Below are 15,566 nucleotides of genomic sequence, written 5' to 3'. Positions count from 1 at the left end.
CCAGATGAGCAGGGCCGACAGCATTGCTTGAGCCGTCCGTGATCAAGGCAATACTCCTTGTCGGGCTCGCCGCTGTCGTTGCGGCTTTGGCCTGGCGGCTGGCGCGGTCGCGTCGCAGAGCCCGGCTTCGTGAAGATCCGGCCAACGACTACGCCGTGCGCCGCGACTGGTCGGGCAACCACGGTAAGCTCAATCATTCGTCCTTTGTCTATTTCGATGCCGATCGCGACGGCCGCTACGGGCTCGGCGACCGCCCGATGGCCGGCATCATGGTCAGACTGCATGATGGCGACGGCCGCTTCGTCGCCGCGGCGCGGAGCAACCGCGGCGGCTTTGCCAATTTCCTGGCGTCGGCGAAACGTCGGGCCGCGCCCATCCATGTGCCGGGCAGCTACCGCTTCACCGTGTCGGTTCCGCCCGGCTGGCGCTCCAGCAGCGCCAACGAGGTCCAGTCGCAGCACCTCCGGCCGCTGCCGGGCTCGCCCACCGGGCTGGTCTCGGAAGCAATGCTGCAGCCGGTCGGCCTGTTTGCGATACGCCGGCTCAGCGGCCGCGGAGCGGACGGTGTCTCGGCGAGCATCTCGGTGATGGCGAAAGGGCAAGAGGTGGCGGTGCATCCGCTCAGCGATGGCTTCCGCCTCGATCTGCCCGATGACGCCGACGCGATCGAAATCACCGGCGGTGGCATGGAACGACGACTGGCCTTGTCGGCCTACCCGACCGAGCTCGGCCTGCTGTCGCCCGAGAACGCGGCTGTCGACAGCGCCGCGTCCTTGCAGGCCATCGGTTTCGACGATGTCACGACGCGCGGCCTGCGCAAGGTGCCGTCCGGTTATGCCGGGTTGACCTGGTTCAACCTGAACGCACTGGCGCGCGATCATACCGAAGGCAGCGAAGGCTACGTCAACGGCAATATCTCGGGAGACCATGTCTGCTATACGAGCAGCGGACACCCGGCCGAATTCTCGAGCGACAAACCGTTCGGGTTCCATTCCGTGATGCTGACAGCGGCATGGTTGAAGTCCGAAGGCGAAACCGCACTGGTCGAGAGCTGGCTTGGCGACCGGCTGATCGCCAGCGACACGATCGTCCTGTCGGCACTGGCGCCCGTCCACTACGCGCCGATGCTGGCGGCGGTGACGCGCGTGCGCCTCTCCACGAGCCACTATTGGCAGCTCGTGCTCGACGATCTGGTGGTTGTGCGCTGAAGCGTGTCGCGATTAATCGGGGTGAAAGGGTTTATCGCGGATTGGAAGCACCGTTCGCGGTGACCTGCGAGAGCTTGCCTTTTTTGACCAGCACCGGTTTCAGATAGGTTTTCTTCATTTTCCACTCTCCACGTCGGGCACCCAAAGCCCTGTTCCCGGCCAGACGGCACAAGGCGTCCGGATGATCGGCTGCTAGACTGCGACCGGCCCGGAGCCGTTACCATTGTCGGCTGTAACCTGCGAGAGCTTGCCCTTCTTGACCAGCACCGGCTTCGAATAGGTCTTCTTCATGCCGCATCTCCAGTGTCAGGCGAGGCCGCCAGATCAGGCGACAGCCGACTCAACGACTTCACTCGATCGGGCCGGAACCCGCTCCATTGGCGAGCGCCGTAACCTGCGAAAGCTTGCCTTTTTTGACCAGAACAGGCTTCGAATAGGTTTTCTTCATAGTGAATCCTCCAAGCTTACGCGATAATGCCAGACGGATCGGCACTGTCAACCTTCGCGGCCTCGCTGTCCCATCCCGGTTTTTCTTGGCGCCGATGCGCTAACTGCAAGTCCACCTTCATCGACAAAGCGTTGTTCTTGGGCGTGCATGGCGTGGCCGGGTTGCGGTGCGAAAAATGTCCGAAACTGCGGCGGGTCTGGCCTGGTTGGTCGGCCTGCTCAAACAGAGCGGCAATGCAGCGCGGAGGGGTCCAGCCTAAACATTGGCCTTGCCGTCGCGCCGCACTCACAGTTCCTTCTCCGCCAGTTCGCGGAAGGCATCGGGAACCGAGCGCCGGGCTTCCAGCGCCACGGCGCCATAGCCGACAGCCTCTCTGCCAAAGCGCTGGCGGATCTTGTCGATGGCGCTATCGGCGCCAAAGCGCGCCAGGCCTTGCCTGCTGCCGGGCCGCTGCTTTTCATCGGCAAGCCCGAGCGGCAACTCCAGCTGCAGCTCGACACTTTCTTCCAGCTGCGACACCGAGATCGCCAGCAACGAGATGGTCTTCTCCCGAGGGTTGGCGGCCAGCACGCCGCGCACCAGCTCCCCGGCGATTTCGGCCAGCATCGCGGTTGCCGAAATCGGCTGCTCGAGCGTCAGCGAGCGTGTGACAGCGTGCAGATCGGCGAAACGCACGCGCACCGTCACCGTGCGCCCGGGCCGTGATTTCGCCCTGAGCCGGCTGGCGACCCGGTCTGCCAGATGCAGCAGGACGGGTCCGAAGATACGCGCCTCGGCCGGCCGTCTGCCAAGCGCCGACTGCGCGCCGGCGGAATGCGACCGCCTGTGGGTTTCGAGCTTTCGCGGGTCGCGGTTCCATGCCAGCCACGACAGCTTTTCGCCGGCGGCGGGCCCGAGCAATCTTCGCAGCGCCCCACCATGCGTCTTTGCCAACTGGCCGATGGTCTCGATGCCGATCTCGGCCAGCCGCGCTCTGGTCGCCGGGCCGACGCCCCACATCAGCCCGACCGGCAGATCATGCAGGAAGGCAAGTTCGGTGTCCGGATCGACCACCACCAGCCCGTCGGGCTTGGCCACCTGCGAGGCGATCTTGGCCAGATGCTTGGTGCGCGCCACGCCGATCGAGATCGGCAGGCCGAGCTCTGCCCGGACGCGCCGACGCACCGTGGCGGCGATCTCGGCCGGCGGCCCGAACAGATGCGTGCAGCCGGCGACGTCGGCAAAGGCTTCATCGATGGAAATCCGCTCGACCAGCGGCGTGAAATCGTCGAGCACCTTGATGGCGGCGTCGCCCAGCCGCTGATAGTCGGCGAAATGGCCGCCGACGAAGATCAGTCCGGGGCAAAGCTCGCGCGCGCGTTGTCCGGGCATGCCGCCGCGCACGCCGAAAACCCTGGCTTCGTAGGAAGCGGCAAGCACGACGCCGCCGCCGACGGCGATCGGCTTGCCCCTGAGCGCCGGGTCGAGCAGCTGCTCGACCGAGGCGTAGAAGGCGTCGAGATCCGCATGCAGGATGGTGGGCTCCATCCCGACCGTTCCCTTTGCGGCGTTGCAGCATTAGCCGCGTCTGTTGTGAGAGGCGTTTTTGCCGAACAAATAGAGAACAAACAGGGCCTATTGTCAAGCGAAGCGGTTGTCGCCGGCCGGCCCGTTCCAGGTCGGGCTGTCGAGTGCTCCGCCTGGGCATCGGACCTGCGGAACATTGTCTCTCGCCTCGGCGTTCATATCCGCGACGGGACGCTGTTTTTGTGGAGGCCGGTATGGGCCAGTTCGAGATGATCGACCTCGTCAGCGTCATTGACGCCTGCACGAGCGATCGCGTTGCCGGGCACTGCGTGTCAATGGCCAGGGCGGTGGAGGAGTTGCGAGTGCTGACCGGTGATTTCGTATCGCCGGACGAGACGGTGGCCAACGCGCTGTCGGCAGTGGCGCTGGGGCGCGGCTGCGCGGTGGTGTTCGACGAGCGAGCGGGCGCCGACATCTTGCTGACGCCGTAGCGCGGCGGCGCCGGGTTGTGGCAGCCAGAAAAGTCGAACAGCGTGCAAAAAGCTGTGCAGGCATGGCCCATAAGCGCGGCGTGGAAAAGTTCTGCGCGTGGGTGTATTCTCCAGGTCGCAAGCGGTCGCAGACCGCATAGGGGGAGAAATGACATGCCGAGGGTTTCAGAACTCTTTTTCAAAACTGCCATCTTGTTCCTGATGTTGGGGATTGCGGCCGGCCTGCAGATGGCGATCTCGGGTGACCACGCCGCTTTTCCGGCGCACGCGCATATCAATCTGCTCGGTTGGGTGACGAGCGCCATCTTCGGCGGCTACTACGCGCTCAATCCGCAAAAGGCGGCGCGTCGCATCGCCATGATCCACTACGGGCTCTACACACTCGGCCTAGTGATCATGCTGCCGGCGCTGTATGTGATGCTGCAGGGAAACCCGGCGCTTGAACCGATCGTCGCCGGCGGCTCGCTCATCGTCGCCGCTGCCGTTCTGGTTTTTGCTTTCGTGGTGTTTTCGCCCGAAACGGCGCGCTCGGTGTCCGGCGTGGTGCCGGCTTCTCGCTGACTGTTCGCGCAGCGATCAAGTCCGACCCGCGTTCGCGACCCGCCACGCGGGTTGGCCAGGCCGATGGCCGCAGCCGCTGGCTGCGGTGTCTATCGCCGCGTCGGCGCTCAACATACCCGAGTCCCACCACGTATTATTTCGTGACTATTTGGCGCCGGAACCTTCCCAGATATCGCGCGTTGCGGCGACTGTATTCGCGCTGCCTTATATATAGGCAGACTTGAGTACGTCCACAGCATGGGTTGGGGGAGGAGCAGGCCACCATGTCGAACAGAGAAATCGGAACGTCGGCCTCACTGGGCCGACGCATCGCCGATCTGAAAGCCAGGATGCGAGACGCCAGCGTTACTGAACACGAGATGCAGACCTTCCAGAAGGTCGCGGCCATCATGGGGGGTGTCGAAGGCTCCCTACGCCTCGACGCCGACGACCTGATCGCGGCGTCCTTCGTCACCGAGGCGCTCGGCGATCCCGGGTCGAACTGAAGGTCAGAGCCCGTCGGCACTCAAGTGCCGGCGGGCGATGGCCCGGTTCGCAGCGTTGCGATGCTGGAGCGTGTCTGCACCGCCCGCGGCGGGGATTTCTTGCGCACTTTGAAGATTTCAGGCGAGCGGCCTCGACGGCGCTTGAAATATTGGGCTTCGCGTTCGTGCTTCTCGGCTGCTTCTCGGCTGTCGAAGGTGCCGAGATTGTCGCCGTCCAGCCCTTGACCACAAGGGCTAAGCCAAACCGCCAAGGCGCCTTAAACGAAGGATCCGGCCAGCCGGATCCTTCGAAATATCGCGATGCTCCGGCATCGCCTTCAGCTCATCCTTGGTCCAACTGGTGACGGCGTGGACGTCCCGGGAAACCTCTCGAAAGTATCCGCGGTCGCTGCCTTACACGTCGTCGAACGGGCCGCCGCGCCTCGCCAGATCGTGACCAATGGCGGCTTCCTCGGCGTCGTCGGGCAAGGCATCGTCACTGTCCTGGTAGGGGTTGTCGTCATCCTCCTCGGGCAATTCGCCTTCCGTCTCGACACCGGTGGTGTCCGGCAGGCTTTCCTCATCTGCTCCGTCGGGCAGGACCGTTGCGCCACGCAGCGCATCCCAATCCTGCCGACCCGGCGTCGGCGCTTCCACTTCATCATTGGCGATCCTGTCGCGGGCATCGTTTTTGCTCGGTGGCGCCTCGACCTCGTCATTGGGTTTTCTGTTTCGTTCCATGATTGCCTCCTCTGGGCGGCTTAGCGTCGAGAAGGTGGAACTCACTTCCGGCTGCCAGGTTCCAGCAACCACTCCAGCTTCAGTGGAACCAATTGCCGCCAGTCTGCTTTGCCAAGGACTAGTCTGCTTTGCCAAGGTGATGAATCCAGAGGAGCTGGACCATGAAGACTTTCCCCCTCATCCCATGCGTGCTGCTCTTGGCGCTGGTCGACCCGGCGGCCGCGCAGGACAATAGCGACCAGCACGGCCCTGCCGCGCCTTGCCAGGCGCAGCCTCAGGACGATGGTCAGAAGCCGCCGGCCGCCAATGGCGGTGGCGAATCGTCCAGCACGCTCGGTCCCTGCGGCGGCGTGCTGCAGCCGCCGCCCAGTGGTGACCAGGGTATGACGCAGCCGCCGCCGGATCAGGGCAAGACGCCGGTGATCAAGCCTGGCGAGGTGCCTGCGCAGCCGCCGAAGCAATGACCTTTGCTTGAAACTTCACGGCGTGGCACGAAGGCGGTCGGTTCCGGTCTTGGCCGGGCACGACGCGGTCACCGGATCAATGCCGGCGCCGGCCGCGATCGCCACCGGAATTGGAGCCGTGCATCGTCCATGTCGAAGGTCTCCTGAGGGATTGTGCTTCAATGCGAATCTTGCGGGTGCGGGTTCTGCTGGCATGACCGGAAGCCGATCAATTTAGTCTCCGCTTGCGGAACAAGACCGTACCGGCTGCGTTTGCCTCCAGGAGCCCGCCACCTCGATCTGCGCTGTTTTCGCCTCATGCGGGAACACGGCGGAGCTCGCCAACAACGACAGGAGACGAAGATGAAAACCATCCTTATTCCCGCCGTCGCCGGGCTCGCCATGATCGCTGGTATCGGCATTGCCGCCGCCGACGAGGTCATCGTCACGCAGCCGGCACAGCAGCAGGTGATCATCACCCCGGAACAGCGCACGGTCGTGCACCAATACGTAAAGAAACATCCGCTTGCCTCGGTCAATCTGCTCGGCGTCGAATTGAATGTCGGCACTGCCTTGCCTGACACTGTCGAGCTGCAGGAGGTTCCCGACGTTCAGTACAGATACGCCGTCGTCGACAACCATACCGTGTTGGTCGACCCCAGCACGCGCAGGATTGTCGAGGTGGTCGAGTAACGCTCGACAACCTAACCATTCATCGGTGATACGGCCCTGTCGTTCTTCCCAAAAGGGCGGCAGGGCCGAATGACGAACATGATGAAAGGAGAATTGCCATGTTGCCGCATGTCGAGACCCCGAACTCCGCCAATGTTGCGGCGTGTTGCGACAAGTTGCTGGCCGAGCGCAACACGGCGCTGTTATCGATGAAGGAAGCGATCGCGCTCCTGCGGGAGCGCACCGGCACCGATCGTTCGGATGCCGACCTCGCCGGGCTGATCGTCAAGAAAGCGGCGCTGCTCGGCGTTGCGGTGATTTCCGACCCGCGCTGAGATGTCTCGTCACTCAAGACGCCGGTCGAATTTTCGGCTAATGTTTTCGTGGAATCTGGACCAACCGACCGGACCCAACCACGGAGGCTTAAGTGACGGACGACAAACAGGACCGCATTCGCCAGCGCGCGCACGAGATCTGGGAAAAGGCCGGCCGGCCTGAAGGCGCGCATCAGGAACACTGGGAGCAGGCCACGGCTGAAGTCGATGGCGCGGTCGCCAAGCCCAAAAAGGCGGCGAAGAAAGCTGACGCCAAGCCCCCCAAGGCAGCCGCCAAGCCAAAGGCGGCGAAGCCTGCCGCCGCAAAGTCCGGCAAAGCCAAATCGAAATAAGGCCAGAAATAAGGCCAGTCGAAATAAAGCAAGGCCGGAATTCGCTGGCCGGGGCCATCCTTGGCGCCCGCCGTTCAGGCGCGCCCGAGCCTCTCAACCTGACGAATTGCGCCTGCGACGGGCAGCGCAATTCCTTGTGTTTGGCGACAGGCGCCCTCATGCCTCCCAGGCATAACTCGACAGCGCAAAGCGAATGCCGGCAGCTGTCATGGCCAGTTCGCATTCGGTGATCTGGCGCAGGTGGCGCAGATAGCGCGTTACAGTCTGTGGCAGCCAGCCGGCGCAGGCCTCGACATAGGCGCGGCTGTGAACAAGGGTGCCGGTCGACAGCCTCTCGTCCTTCTCGGCAACGACTTTCAGATATTGGCGGATGAAGCGGATGTCGTCGGCGATGTCTTGGCTGGCCATTCGCCAGGCCCCGGCGAGGCGTTCGCACTGATCGAATGACAAGGGCAACAAAGGGGGCGGCAATAAAGGCGGCGGCAACAAAGGCGGCGGCAACGACGGGGGTGACAGCAAAGGCCGAGAGAGATCGGCGAAGGCAACATGGTTCGCTGTGCTCAAGGACATTCCTCTCTGCGAAAAGAGATATCGTACTTTATGTACGAATAAGCGTCAAGCCAATTTCGTACGGTTGGGACGATGGAAATGAATATAGCAGCGGTCGCTTCAGCTAATCCCGCATCGTGAATCCTTCAGGAGTCGCACCAATTTCGCGGAGGGATTTCCCCAGGATGGTGTGACTGTTTTCCCTCGTGGCGGCGTCGAACAGGTTCAAGCCGCCCCGGATCGTCTCGCGCCAGTTTTCGCCCTTGTCCCACGCTTCCATGAAGGCGAAGGCAAGGTCGTCCTGGCGACGCGTGGCTTCGAGCGCTTGGGTCAGCAGGCGCGCTTGATGGAGATCCTTCTCCCGCTTGGCGCCAGCGCTCGGCCCGCGTCGCGAGGCGACGATCAGCTTGTGGATGGCGTAGCGCTGGGGCGAGGGGACCAGCACAGGCAAGCCCGAGCGATGCAGGAGCACAGTCCGGATGGGGTCGCGGATAAGGAAATCCAGAAACCGTAAGGGCTGCGCGGAGTCTCTGCCGTTTTCTTATAATTACGTTTATCAGCTTGAATTTCAACGCAGTTATAAGAAGTTCGTGGAAACGTTATAACGCAACGAACTGACGAGTCGTCTGTTAACGCCCGGGCGCCCGGCACGTCTGGCCCAAAACACTTTCCCGCAGTGCCTCAACAAACGGCTTCCCCAATGCCGCGAACGGTGCTTTAACCCGCCCATCCACAGGGGTGCTCCGTATCGTCGGGGCTGAGATGAGGGCGGCAAGCCTTCGGACCCTAAAGCTGATCTGGATAATACCAGCGGAGCGAGGCGGGCGATGTTTTCAGGCGCACAGATTTCCCTTTATCCCATGACCGACGATTTCGTCGGCGTCATCCTCGGCGCGCTCGGCGCGCTCGATCCCTGGCGCGACCGGCTGCGGATCGAAACCGATGACATCTCGACCCTTATGGTCGGGCCGCCCGAGGTGCTGTTTCCCGCCATGCGCGACCTGTTCGTCGCGGCGGCCAAAAGCGGCAAGCACTGCGTGCTTTCGGCGGCGGTCTCGCGCGGCTGTCCGGGCGAGCCCGACGATCCGATCTGCCGCTCCGACGAGACCGGCGGCCCCGCCATTCCGCTGGACGAGCGCAAGATCGCCGCGATCCGCGCTGTCCAGGCCACGCCGTCGACCGGCCAGCCGGTGGCGGCGCAGTTCTCGCTCTACGTTATGGGCACGGGCGACCATATGGACGAGATCTACGGCTGCATCGATTTCCTGAAACAGTCCGGCGTCTTTGAGCGCTCAAAGAACTTCTGCACCAAATTGCGTGGCGATGCCGGTGCGGTGTTTGCCACGCTCAACGAGGCCTTCTGCCGCTTCGGCCCCGGCGCCGGCCACGTCACCCTCGACATCACGATCTCGGCGAACAGCCCGAGCGCCGTCTGAGCCGCGGCTCAAGCGTCGTTCCTTGAGGATATTGCCGTGGCTGGTTTATCTGACCCATTGCGTGGAGGAGATGCCTCTGACCCCTCAGCACAGAGAGGAGGGGAGCCATTGGCGATTGGCGAAGACCGCGATGCCCACGAATCTCCCCCCTCGAGCAGGAGATGGCCGGCAGGCCAGAGGGGGTCCCAGCGCGTGGAGCGCCGACGTCCTTTTCGCATCGGCAAGGCGTGGGCGCTCTATGCGAGACGACCCCCTCTGTCGCCTTCGGCGACATCTCCCCCTCGAGGGGGGAGATTAGCCGCAGCCATCGCCAAGACCATCCCCGCCGCCTGCGCCTCCGCCCTGCTCCTCGCGGCGTGGGAGCTCTACGCCCGCTATGGTGGCGCTGCGCCCACCATGCTGCCGGCGCCGTCGCGCGTGCTGCAGCAGGCCTGGGAGCATCGCGCTGCCCTTGCCGACAACACGCTGCCCACCATCCGCGCCACATCAGCCGGCTTCGCCTGCTCGTTGGTCGCTGCCTTCGTGCTTTCGGCGCTGGTCGATTTCTTGGCCCCGCTGCGCCGCGCGCTGTTTCCGCTGCTGATTATCAGCCAGACCTTGCCGCTGGTCGCGATTGCGCCGCTCATCGTACTGTGGTTCGGCTTCGGGCTGATGCCAAAAATCTTGCTTGTGGCGCTCGTTACCTTCTTCCCGATGATGGTGGCGCTGGTCGAGGGTTTTGCCGCGACCAGCAAGGCGATTTCGCAGATGCTCGCCACCATGGGGGCAGGGCGCTGGCGCATCTTCTGGCTGGCGCGCCTGCCTTCGGCGCTGCCCTATTTCTTCGCCGGGCTGCGCATCTCCATCACCTACGCCGTCGTCGGCGCGATCTTCGCCGAATATGCGGGGGCGGCGAAGGGGCTGGGCATCTACATGCTCAATGCCAAGAACAACTTTCGGCCCGATCTGGTGCTCGCCGCGGTCGCCGTCAGCGCCGCGCTCACGCTTGTCTTGTTCGCCATTGCGGTGCTCGTCCAGCGCTTCGCCATGCCTTGGGAGAATGCAGGGAGCGAAAGCCGCGACGGCAAGGTTGAAGCTGCAGAAGAGAACCGTCAATGACGCGGCTCGAACTCCGGGACATCAGGAAGAACTTCGGCGCGCTTGAGGTGCTCGCCGGCATTTCGCTTCATGTCGCGGCCGGCGAGTTCGTCTCCATCCTCGGCCCTTCCGGCGCCGGCAAGTCGACGCTGTTCCAGTTGCTGACCGGCGCGCTGAAAGGCGAGGGCGACATGCGCTTCGACGGCGCGCCATTGCAGGGCAGCCCCTTCGCCTTCATGCCGCAGCGCGACGCGCTGATGCCGTGGCGGCGCGTCATCGACAATGTGACGCTGGGGCTGGAAGTGCAGGGTCTTGGCCGCAAGGCGGCGCGCGAACGCGTCGCGCCGTTGTTCGCTGAGTTCGGCCTTGCCGGTTTCGAGCGCGCCTGGCCGGCCGAGCTTTCCGGCGGCATGCGCCAGCGCGCGGCGCTTTTGCGCACCGTGGTGCAGCAGCGCGACATGCTGCTGCTCGACGAGCCCTTTGGCGCGCTGGATGCACTGACCCGCGCGGGTGTGCAGCGCTGGCTGGAAGGCATGTGGCAGCGCCACCGCTGGACCGCGCTGCTGATCACCCATGACGTGCGCGAAGCCGTCTACCTCTCGGATCGAATCTATCTGATGTCGGCGCGGCCGGCCCGCATCATCGGCGAGATTGCCGTGCCGCTGCCGCGCCCGCGCACCACCGGCGGCGATGCCGCGCGCCAGGCCGCCGCGCTCGAAGCCGACATCCTCGACACGCTGCTCAATCCCGGGACTGACCGGGGCTTGTTTCCGCAGACCGCTCAAAGGAGTTTTTCATGACCGAATTCACACGCCGGCAGGCTTTGCTGCTGACGCTGGCCGCCGGATTGCCGCTGGCCTCTCGCGCTCATGCGGCTACGCAAAAAATCACCGTCGCGCTCGACTGGACGGTCAACACCAACCATGTCGGCCTGTTCGTTGCCCGCGACAAAGGGTTTTACGGCGAGGCTGGGCTCGATGTTGAGATCCTGCCCTATGGCGATACCGGCGCCGGCACGCTGGTCGCCAACCGCATCGCCGATTTCGGCATTGCCGGCGTCGGCCTGTTCACCCAGCGGGCTGCCGGCGCCGATCTCAAGGCGGTCTACGCCGTGGTCCAGCAGGAGACCGGACAGCTGGTCTTCAACGCGGACCGTAGTGAGATTAAAGGCCCGAAAAACCTTGACGGTCTGACCTATGGCGGCTTCGGCAGCGCCTGGGAAAACACGCTGATCTCGACCATCATCCGCCACGATGGCGGCAAGGGCGTTTTCGAGACGGTGACATTAGGCACCTCGGCCTATGAGGCGCTGGCCAACGGCTCGGTCGACTTCACGCTGGAGGTCTCGACCTGGGAAGGCGTCGCTGCCGAGTTGAGAGGCGTCAGGCAGCGCGGCTTCCGCTACGCCGACTACGGCGTGCCCGACGAGCACACCACCTTGATCGCCTCCAGCAATGCATATCTCCAGGCAAACCCGAAGGCCGCATCGGCCTTCGTCGAGGCAACGCGGCGCGGCTACCAATTTGCCTGCGATCACCCGCAGGAAGCCGGCGATCTGCTGATCGCTTCCAACAGGGATGCGCTGACCGACCCGGCGCTGATCCACGCTTCGCTGAAAATGCTGGTCGACGGACACTTCTTGCGCAGCCAGGACGGCGTCATCGGCACCATCGCCAGGGCCAAGATCGAGGCGATCGGAACCTACCTCTTCAGGGCCGGCATATTGCTCGATGGCGATGGCAAGGTTCTGAAGGAGAAGCCGGATTTCGGGGGGTATTTTACGAACGAGTTTTTGGGCGCGTAATCTCCCCCCTCGAGGGGGAGATGTCGCCGAAGGCGACAGAGGGGGTGGGTACGTCCTGACGCGACTTCCTATCGCGGACAGAGGACGTCAGCGCCTTACGCGCGGCGACCCCCTCTGGCCTGCCGGCCATCTCCCCTTCGAGGGGGGAGATTGCGCCTCACCGCCTTCTCCCTCACATATCGATCATCGAGCGCTTCACCCGGCCGATGATGGTGATGGCGCCTTCCAGCGCCGGCGGCGGGATGTCCATGTAGGAGGCCGGCTGGAAGGGCGGGTTCTCGTTGGGGCGGTAACGCTTGTAGGTGGCCTGGCCGGATTCGTCCGAAATGACGTAGCAGCCATTGGTCACCAGCCGCTTGTCCCTGAGGTTGACGAAGATGATCGAATCCGGTGGCGAGATCTTGTTCATCGACGGGCCGTCGACGCGCAGAGCAATCCATTGGCCCTGCTCCAGATCGGTGGTGGGGATGGTCGGATAGTCGCTGAGATTGACCACCGTATCCTGGCTGCCGAGTTCGCCGGCGCTGATCCATGAGACGATGGGCACATCGACGGTGGCCAGCGACGGCATCGGGATCTGCCGGCCCGACTCGTCAAAGCCGAAATGGCCCCCCGCAAGGCTGCCGCCGTCACCGTTGAACAAGAGCCAGCCGGGATCGACGCCGAACAGGCGGCCGTATTTCTCCGCCGCCTTGCGCGACAGCGGCCGGTTACCATTCTCGTGACTGATCAGCGTGTTCTTGTTGATGTCGCGCAATGCCCGCGCCGCGTCGCTCGGCGAGGCATAACCCGCCTCCGCCCGCGCCTGCTGCAATCTGTGCCTCGGTTCCTGCATCGTACAAATTGCCTGAAATTTATCGTCCAATATGTACGATTTCGCTTGCGTACGTTTCGTACATATCGTACGCTTAGCGCATGATCGAACAAACCGCAAGCGTTTCCGCAGACATCGTCAGCTTTCTCCCATCGTCCGGGCTGTCCTCCTCCCCGGTCCGGACGCAAACCGGGGCTCTTGCCCCGGATCCGGTCGAACCGTCGTCCCCCCGATCGACCGGAACGGCCGGAGCCGCTCCTCTCCCGGCTCCGGCCACCTCTTCGGCCCATGGCGCCGCCGGTGCGCCAAGGGCTGTCTCCGGCGGGCAGGGCATCTCCTGCATCCGCACGGAAGACGGCACCGTCATCCTGTTCGACGGGCTGACGGGCAGGGCGGTTTCCGCCCTCACCAAAGCGGCCGCCGAAGCCGCCTTGCGGCATCTCGCCAGCGCGCTGCCGGCCGCCAGTATCGGCTGACCGCACCGACCATCCGCTCTGATTTTTTCCCGTAGGCCTCGGGCCGGCGCTCCGCCTTTGCGCGCGCAATCAATGGATACCGACATGACTGCCTATACCGAGACCGAATTGCAGGAGATCGCCGTCTGGCTGGGGGATGGCCTGTCGGCCACAGGGATCGCCGTCCGCTTCACGGCGCTGCGCGGCAGTCCGGTCTCGCGCAATGCCATCATCGGCATCGTCCACCGCAACAGCGCGTTGAAGACCATCGGCTTCGCCAACCCCAGAGGCGGCAGGTCCGGCGGCCGACCGAGGAAGAATGCGACGGGGAAGACTGCGGCAAACGAGAACACGGCAGGGAAGATTCTGCCGGTTCAGCCGAGCAAGCCGGTAAGGTGGCCTGCAGTTTCGAAGCAGGCCGCACCGGCCACACCGGTCGCCAGGCAAGCCAGACACACGCCGGCCAGGCCTTTGTTGCCAGCCCGTCCGGCGCGCTCCACCCCGGCCGAAGGACGGCTGGTGGTGGACGGCGAAATCTACCGCTTCAATGTGCCGGCGCCGCGCCCTGCCTCGCTCGGGCGCCAGCCGCATGTCGCCGCCATGCGCTTCATCGACTGCCTGTTCAACCGCTGCCGCGCGCCGCTCGACATGACGCTGGAGGAAGACCCCGACAACGATGCTCCCGGCAGCCGGCCGGGGTCCGAGATGCTGTGCTGCGGCCTGCGCACAAGGGCGCTGAAGAGTTACTGCGAATATCATCAGGCGAGGTTTCATCGGCCGGTGGTGGAGGTGGTGTGAGCGGCCAGGCTCGGTTCTCGCCTCGGGAACGACATCACCAATGATCGAAAGGTCGGCGGGACAGCGCCCCCCTCTGGCCTGCCGGCCATCTCCCCCTCAAGGGGGGAGATCGGATGTCACCACGGCATTTGCCGATCGCCGGCGTTGCAAGTCAGCGACATGACCAAAGCTGCCAATCTCCCCCCTCGTGGGGGAGATGCCCGGCAGGGCAGAGGGGGGCGCGAAGGAACGCCAACCTTCCGGCTCAACAACCCAATCCCACAAGGATCCCCCGATGAGCAAAAAAACCGCGCAGAAACGGCAGCCACCAAAACTCCCCATAGGCGAAGCCGAGCAGGTGCGCATCCGCCGCGAGATCGGCCATGATTTCGCGCTGAAGGACGATCGCTTCGGCCGCAAGCGGTTGAGCGTCGGCACCGAAGAGGCGCGGCGCGTCTACGAGGTCTCCAATGACGGCTACACCGCGACCGGCGGCATCGTGCGGGTGCGCAATGTCGATCCGCTGGTCGGCATCACCTCGCTGACCCGCCAGCAGCGTGAGGCCGGCCAGCGGTTTCGCGACGATTTCGAGCGCGCCTCGCGTGACGGGCTGCGGCCGATGCCGTGGGAAGAGCGCATTGACGGCGGCCGCATCAATGGCGGCATCCCCGACCGCGTGCTCAACGCCGGCCGCGCCCACACCCATGCCATCGCCGCCATGGCCCACTGGGAAGTGGCGGAGGTGGTTCGCAAAATCTGCCTCGAAGGCCAGTCGGTGAAGGCGCTCGCCGAACGCACCGGCGAGGGACGAGATGTGGTGGTGAAGCTGTTGAAGGTCGGGCTCGACCTTTTGGCCGTGGATTACGGGATGATGCTGATGCGGAAGCCGCGATAAGGCCGGCAGCCGCGTAGTGAAGCGGCCGGCCGGCAGATGCCGGCCGAACCGGTTTCACCCTATCGGATCACCGTTCGCAAACGCGAATTTCCTCGACGATCCTGTGATGATGGCGCCAGTGCTTGACCAACTCTATGCGGCAATGGCGATGGTGCCTGTGATACCTGTGGTACCTGAAGCCGTTATCGTAGGCATCATACTGGTAGTAGGGGCGAGGAGCATAGCGATCGTAATAGTCGCCATAGCTGTCATTGTAGTCATCGTCATAGTAGCCGTTGCCGATGCCGATCACGACGCGCCCGCCGGCATTCGCCGGGGCGATCATCGCCGCCGCCGCAGTGATAGCGATAGCCGAAGCAAGCAGGAGCTTTCTCATAGCTGCCTCCTATTCAAGGTTGCGCTAATATAACTCGCTGGGCACGACCTCGTTCCATAATTTTGCAAGATGCGAACGACCCCTGCGCCGTGCATTGCGGGGAAAGTCAGCGTCACCTCCTGTCAGCATCGTCCCCCGATTTTTGAACCCTTCGCCGCCCCAGCCATTAATCCGGCATGAAT

22 protein-coding genes, 1 pseudogene and 1 riboswitch are annotated in these 15,566 nt (G+C 64.0%); of the genes and pseudogenes, 15 read left to right on the top strand and 8 right to left on the bottom strand.

Annotated elements, in window-relative coordinates; translation table 11 throughout:
* The first annotated feature begins 38 nt into the window (after nucleotides 1-38).
* Nucleotides 39-1,208 (top strand): hypothetical protein, encoded by a 1,170-nt coding sequence (locus NKI46_RS03360; protein ID WP_352520202.1) that lies wholly within the window; start codon nucleotides 39-41, stop codon nucleotides 1,206-1,208.
* Between the two features lie 192 nt (nucleotides 1,209-1,400).
* Here the strand turns inward: NKI46_RS03360 and NKI46_RS03355 are convergent, their stop codons facing one another.
* The 3 genes from NKI46_RS03355 to dinB all read right to left on the bottom strand — a co-directional run bounded on the left by NKI46_RS03355 (nucleotide 1,401) and on the right by dinB (nucleotide 3,183).
* Nucleotides 1,401-1,499, bottom strand: a complete 99-nt coding sequence (locus tag NKI46_RS03355; RefSeq protein ID WP_023684816.1) for a hypothetical protein — start codon at nucleotides 1,497-1,499, stop codon at nucleotides 1,401-1,403.
* Between the two features lie 58 nt (nucleotides 1,500-1,557).
* Nucleotides 1,558-1,656, bottom strand: a complete 99-nt coding sequence (locus NKI46_RS03350; protein WP_023670351.1) for a hypothetical protein — start codon at nucleotides 1,654-1,656, stop codon at nucleotides 1,558-1,560.
* A 285-nt stretch (nucleotides 1,657-1,941) separates the two neighbouring features.
* Nucleotides 1,942-3,183 carry a DNA polymerase IV gene (gene dinB / locus NKI46_RS03345; RefSeq protein ID WP_352740420.1) on the bottom strand — a complete coding sequence of 414 codons (1,242 nt, stop codon included), beginning with the start codon at nucleotides 3,181-3,183 and terminating at the stop codon, nucleotides 1,942-1,944.
* Nucleotides 3,184-3,416: 233 nt separating this feature from the next.
* On the opposite strand from dinB, the gene NKI46_RS03340 reads away from it, so the two are divergent.
* From NKI46_RS03340 to NKI46_RS03330, 3 genes are all read left to right on the top strand, one after another.
* Nucleotides 3,417-3,653: a hypothetical protein gene (locus NKI46_RS03340; protein WP_023670353.1), complete on the top strand. Its 237-nt coding sequence runs from the start codon at nucleotides 3,417-3,419 to the stop codon at nucleotides 3,651-3,653.
* Nucleotides 3,654-3,806: 153 nt separating this feature from the next.
* On the top strand, nucleotides 3,807-4,214 hold the full coding sequence (locus NKI46_RS03335; RefSeq protein ID WP_023684822.1) for a heme-copper oxidase family protein: 408 nt from the start codon (nucleotides 3,807-3,809) through the stop codon (nucleotides 4,212-4,214).
* A 263-nt stretch (nucleotides 4,215-4,477) separates the two neighbouring features.
* Nucleotides 4,478-4,699: a hypothetical protein gene (locus NKI46_RS03330; RefSeq protein ID WP_023670355.1), complete on the top strand. Its 222-nt coding sequence runs from the start codon at nucleotides 4,478-4,480 to the stop codon at nucleotides 4,697-4,699.
* A 393-nt stretch (nucleotides 4,700-5,092) separates the two neighbouring features.
* Here NKI46_RS03330 and NKI46_RS03325 read toward each other — a convergent pair whose 3' ends face one another.
* Nucleotides 5,093-5,419 carry a hypothetical protein gene (locus NKI46_RS03325; protein WP_352744766.1) on the bottom strand — a complete coding sequence of 109 codons (327 nt, stop codon included), beginning with the start codon at nucleotides 5,417-5,419 and terminating at the stop codon, nucleotides 5,093-5,095.
* A gap of 161 nt (nucleotides 5,420-5,580) precedes the next feature.
* Here NKI46_RS03325 and NKI46_RS03320 point away from each other — a divergent pair, with 161 nt between their 5' ends.
* The 4 genes from NKI46_RS03320 to NKI46_RS03305 all read left to right on the top strand — a co-directional run bounded on the left by NKI46_RS03320 (nucleotide 5,581) and on the right by NKI46_RS03305 (nucleotide 7,201).
* Nucleotides 5,581-5,883 (top strand): hypothetical protein, encoded by a 303-nt coding sequence (locus NKI46_RS03320; RefSeq protein ID WP_023689013.1) that lies wholly within the window; start codon nucleotides 5,581-5,583, stop codon nucleotides 5,881-5,883.
* 342 nt (nucleotides 5,884-6,225) lie between these two features.
* Nucleotides 6,226-6,555: a DUF1236 domain-containing protein gene (locus NKI46_RS03315; protein WP_023670359.1), complete on the top strand. Its 330-nt coding sequence runs from the start codon at nucleotides 6,226-6,228 to the stop codon at nucleotides 6,553-6,555.
* A 98-nt stretch (nucleotides 6,556-6,653) separates the two neighbouring features.
* Nucleotides 6,654-6,869: a hypothetical protein gene (locus NKI46_RS03310; RefSeq protein ID WP_023670360.1), complete on the top strand. Its 216-nt coding sequence runs from the start codon at nucleotides 6,654-6,656 to the stop codon at nucleotides 6,867-6,869.
* 92 nt (nucleotides 6,870-6,961) lie between these two features.
* Complete coding sequence (locus tag NKI46_RS03305; RefSeq protein ID WP_023695508.1) at nucleotides 6,962-7,201, top strand: DUF2934 domain-containing protein; 240 nt, start codon at nucleotides 6,962-6,964, stop codon at nucleotides 7,199-7,201.
* A 156-nt stretch (nucleotides 7,202-7,357) separates the two neighbouring features.
* On the opposite strand, the gene NKI46_RS03300 is transcribed toward NKI46_RS03305, so the two are convergent.
* Both NKI46_RS03300 and NKI46_RS03295 read right to left on the bottom strand, forming a co-directional pair.
* Complete coding sequence (locus tag NKI46_RS03300; protein WP_023684826.1) at nucleotides 7,358-7,609, bottom strand: hypothetical protein; 252 nt, start codon at nucleotides 7,607-7,609, stop codon at nucleotides 7,358-7,360.
* A 265-nt stretch (nucleotides 7,610-7,874) separates the two neighbouring features.
* A pseudogene (locus NKI46_RS03295) lies at nucleotides 7,875-8,264 on the bottom strand (GSU2403 family nucleotidyltransferase fold protein); the annotation flags it as partial.
* A 210-nt stretch (nucleotides 8,265-8,474) separates the two neighbouring features.
* Nucleotides 8,475-8,587: riboswitch (TPP riboswitch) on the top strand.
* On the opposite strand from NKI46_RS03295, the gene NKI46_RS03290 reads away from it, so the two are divergent.
* The 4 genes from NKI46_RS03290 (at nucleotide 8,578) to NKI46_RS03275 (ending at nucleotide 12,067) form a co-directional block, all read left to right on the top strand.
* Nucleotides 8,578-9,186: a YkoF family thiamine/hydroxymethylpyrimidine-binding protein gene (locus NKI46_RS03290; RefSeq protein WP_023670364.1), complete on the top strand. Its 609-nt coding sequence runs from the start codon at nucleotides 8,578-8,580 to the stop codon at nucleotides 9,184-9,186. Its footprint overlaps the riboswitch before it by 10 nt.
* 255 nt (nucleotides 9,187-9,441) lie before the next feature.
* Nucleotides 9,442-10,284 carry an ABC transporter permease gene (locus NKI46_RS03285; RefSeq protein WP_023831086.1) on the top strand — a complete coding sequence of 281 codons (843 nt, stop codon included), beginning with the start codon at nucleotides 9,442-9,444 and terminating at the stop codon, nucleotides 10,282-10,284.
* A complete protein-coding gene (locus tag NKI46_RS03280) occupies nucleotides 10,281-11,063 on the top strand; it encodes an ABC transporter ATP-binding protein (protein ID WP_352744762.1) in 783 nt (260 codons plus the stop codon). Before NKI46_RS03285 ends, NKI46_RS03280 begins: the two co-directional genes overlap by 4 nt.
* Nucleotides 11,060-12,067 (top strand): ABC transporter substrate-binding protein, encoded by a 1,008-nt coding sequence (locus NKI46_RS03275; protein ID WP_352744759.1) that lies wholly within the window; start codon nucleotides 11,060-11,062, stop codon nucleotides 12,065-12,067. The genes NKI46_RS03280 and NKI46_RS03275 overlap by 4 nt, the downstream gene beginning before the upstream one ends.
* A 172-nt stretch (nucleotides 12,068-12,239) precedes the next feature.
* On the opposite strand, the gene NKI46_RS03270 is transcribed toward NKI46_RS03275, so the two are convergent.
* Nucleotides 12,240-12,902, bottom strand: a complete 663-nt coding sequence (locus tag NKI46_RS03270) for a LexA family transcriptional regulator (protein ID WP_023727016.1) — start codon at nucleotides 12,900-12,902, stop codon at nucleotides 12,240-12,242.
* A gap of 80 nt (nucleotides 12,903-12,982) precedes the next feature.
* Between NKI46_RS03270 and NKI46_RS03265 the strand changes: the two genes are divergently transcribed.
* The 3 genes from NKI46_RS03265 (at nucleotide 12,983) to NKI46_RS03255 (ending at nucleotide 15,008) form a co-directional block, all read left to right on the top strand.
* A complete protein-coding gene (locus tag NKI46_RS03265; RefSeq protein ID WP_352744757.1) occupies nucleotides 12,983-13,357 on the top strand; it encodes a hypothetical protein in 375 nt (124 codons plus the stop codon).
* A gap of 84 nt (nucleotides 13,358-13,441) precedes the next feature.
* Entirely contained in the window at nucleotides 13,442-14,134 is a 693-nt protein-coding gene (locus tag NKI46_RS03260) for a hypothetical protein (RefSeq protein WP_031253608.1), read from the top strand.
* Nucleotides 14,135-14,408: 274 nt separating this feature from the next.
* The gene (locus NKI46_RS03255) at nucleotides 14,409-15,008 is read left to right on the top strand and encodes a DUF6456 domain-containing protein (protein ID WP_352744754.1); all 600 of its coding nucleotides are present in this window, start codon (nucleotides 14,409-14,411) and stop codon (nucleotides 15,006-15,008) included.
* Between the two features lie 67 nt (nucleotides 15,009-15,075).
* On the opposite strand, the gene NKI46_RS03250 is transcribed toward NKI46_RS03255, so the two are convergent.
* The gene (locus tag NKI46_RS03250; RefSeq protein WP_023693854.1) at nucleotides 15,076-15,384 is read right to left on the bottom strand and encodes a hypothetical protein; all 309 of its coding nucleotides are present in this window, start codon (nucleotides 15,382-15,384) and stop codon (nucleotides 15,076-15,078) included.
* Nucleotides 15,385-15,566 lie beyond the last annotated feature (182 nt).

The organism is Mesorhizobium sp. M0615 (genome assembly GCF_040320805.1).
GTDB lineage: Bacteria > Pseudomonadota > Alphaproteobacteria > Rhizobiales > Rhizobiaceae > Mesorhizobium.
This window is presented reverse-complemented; position numbering and strand designations above follow the sequence as displayed.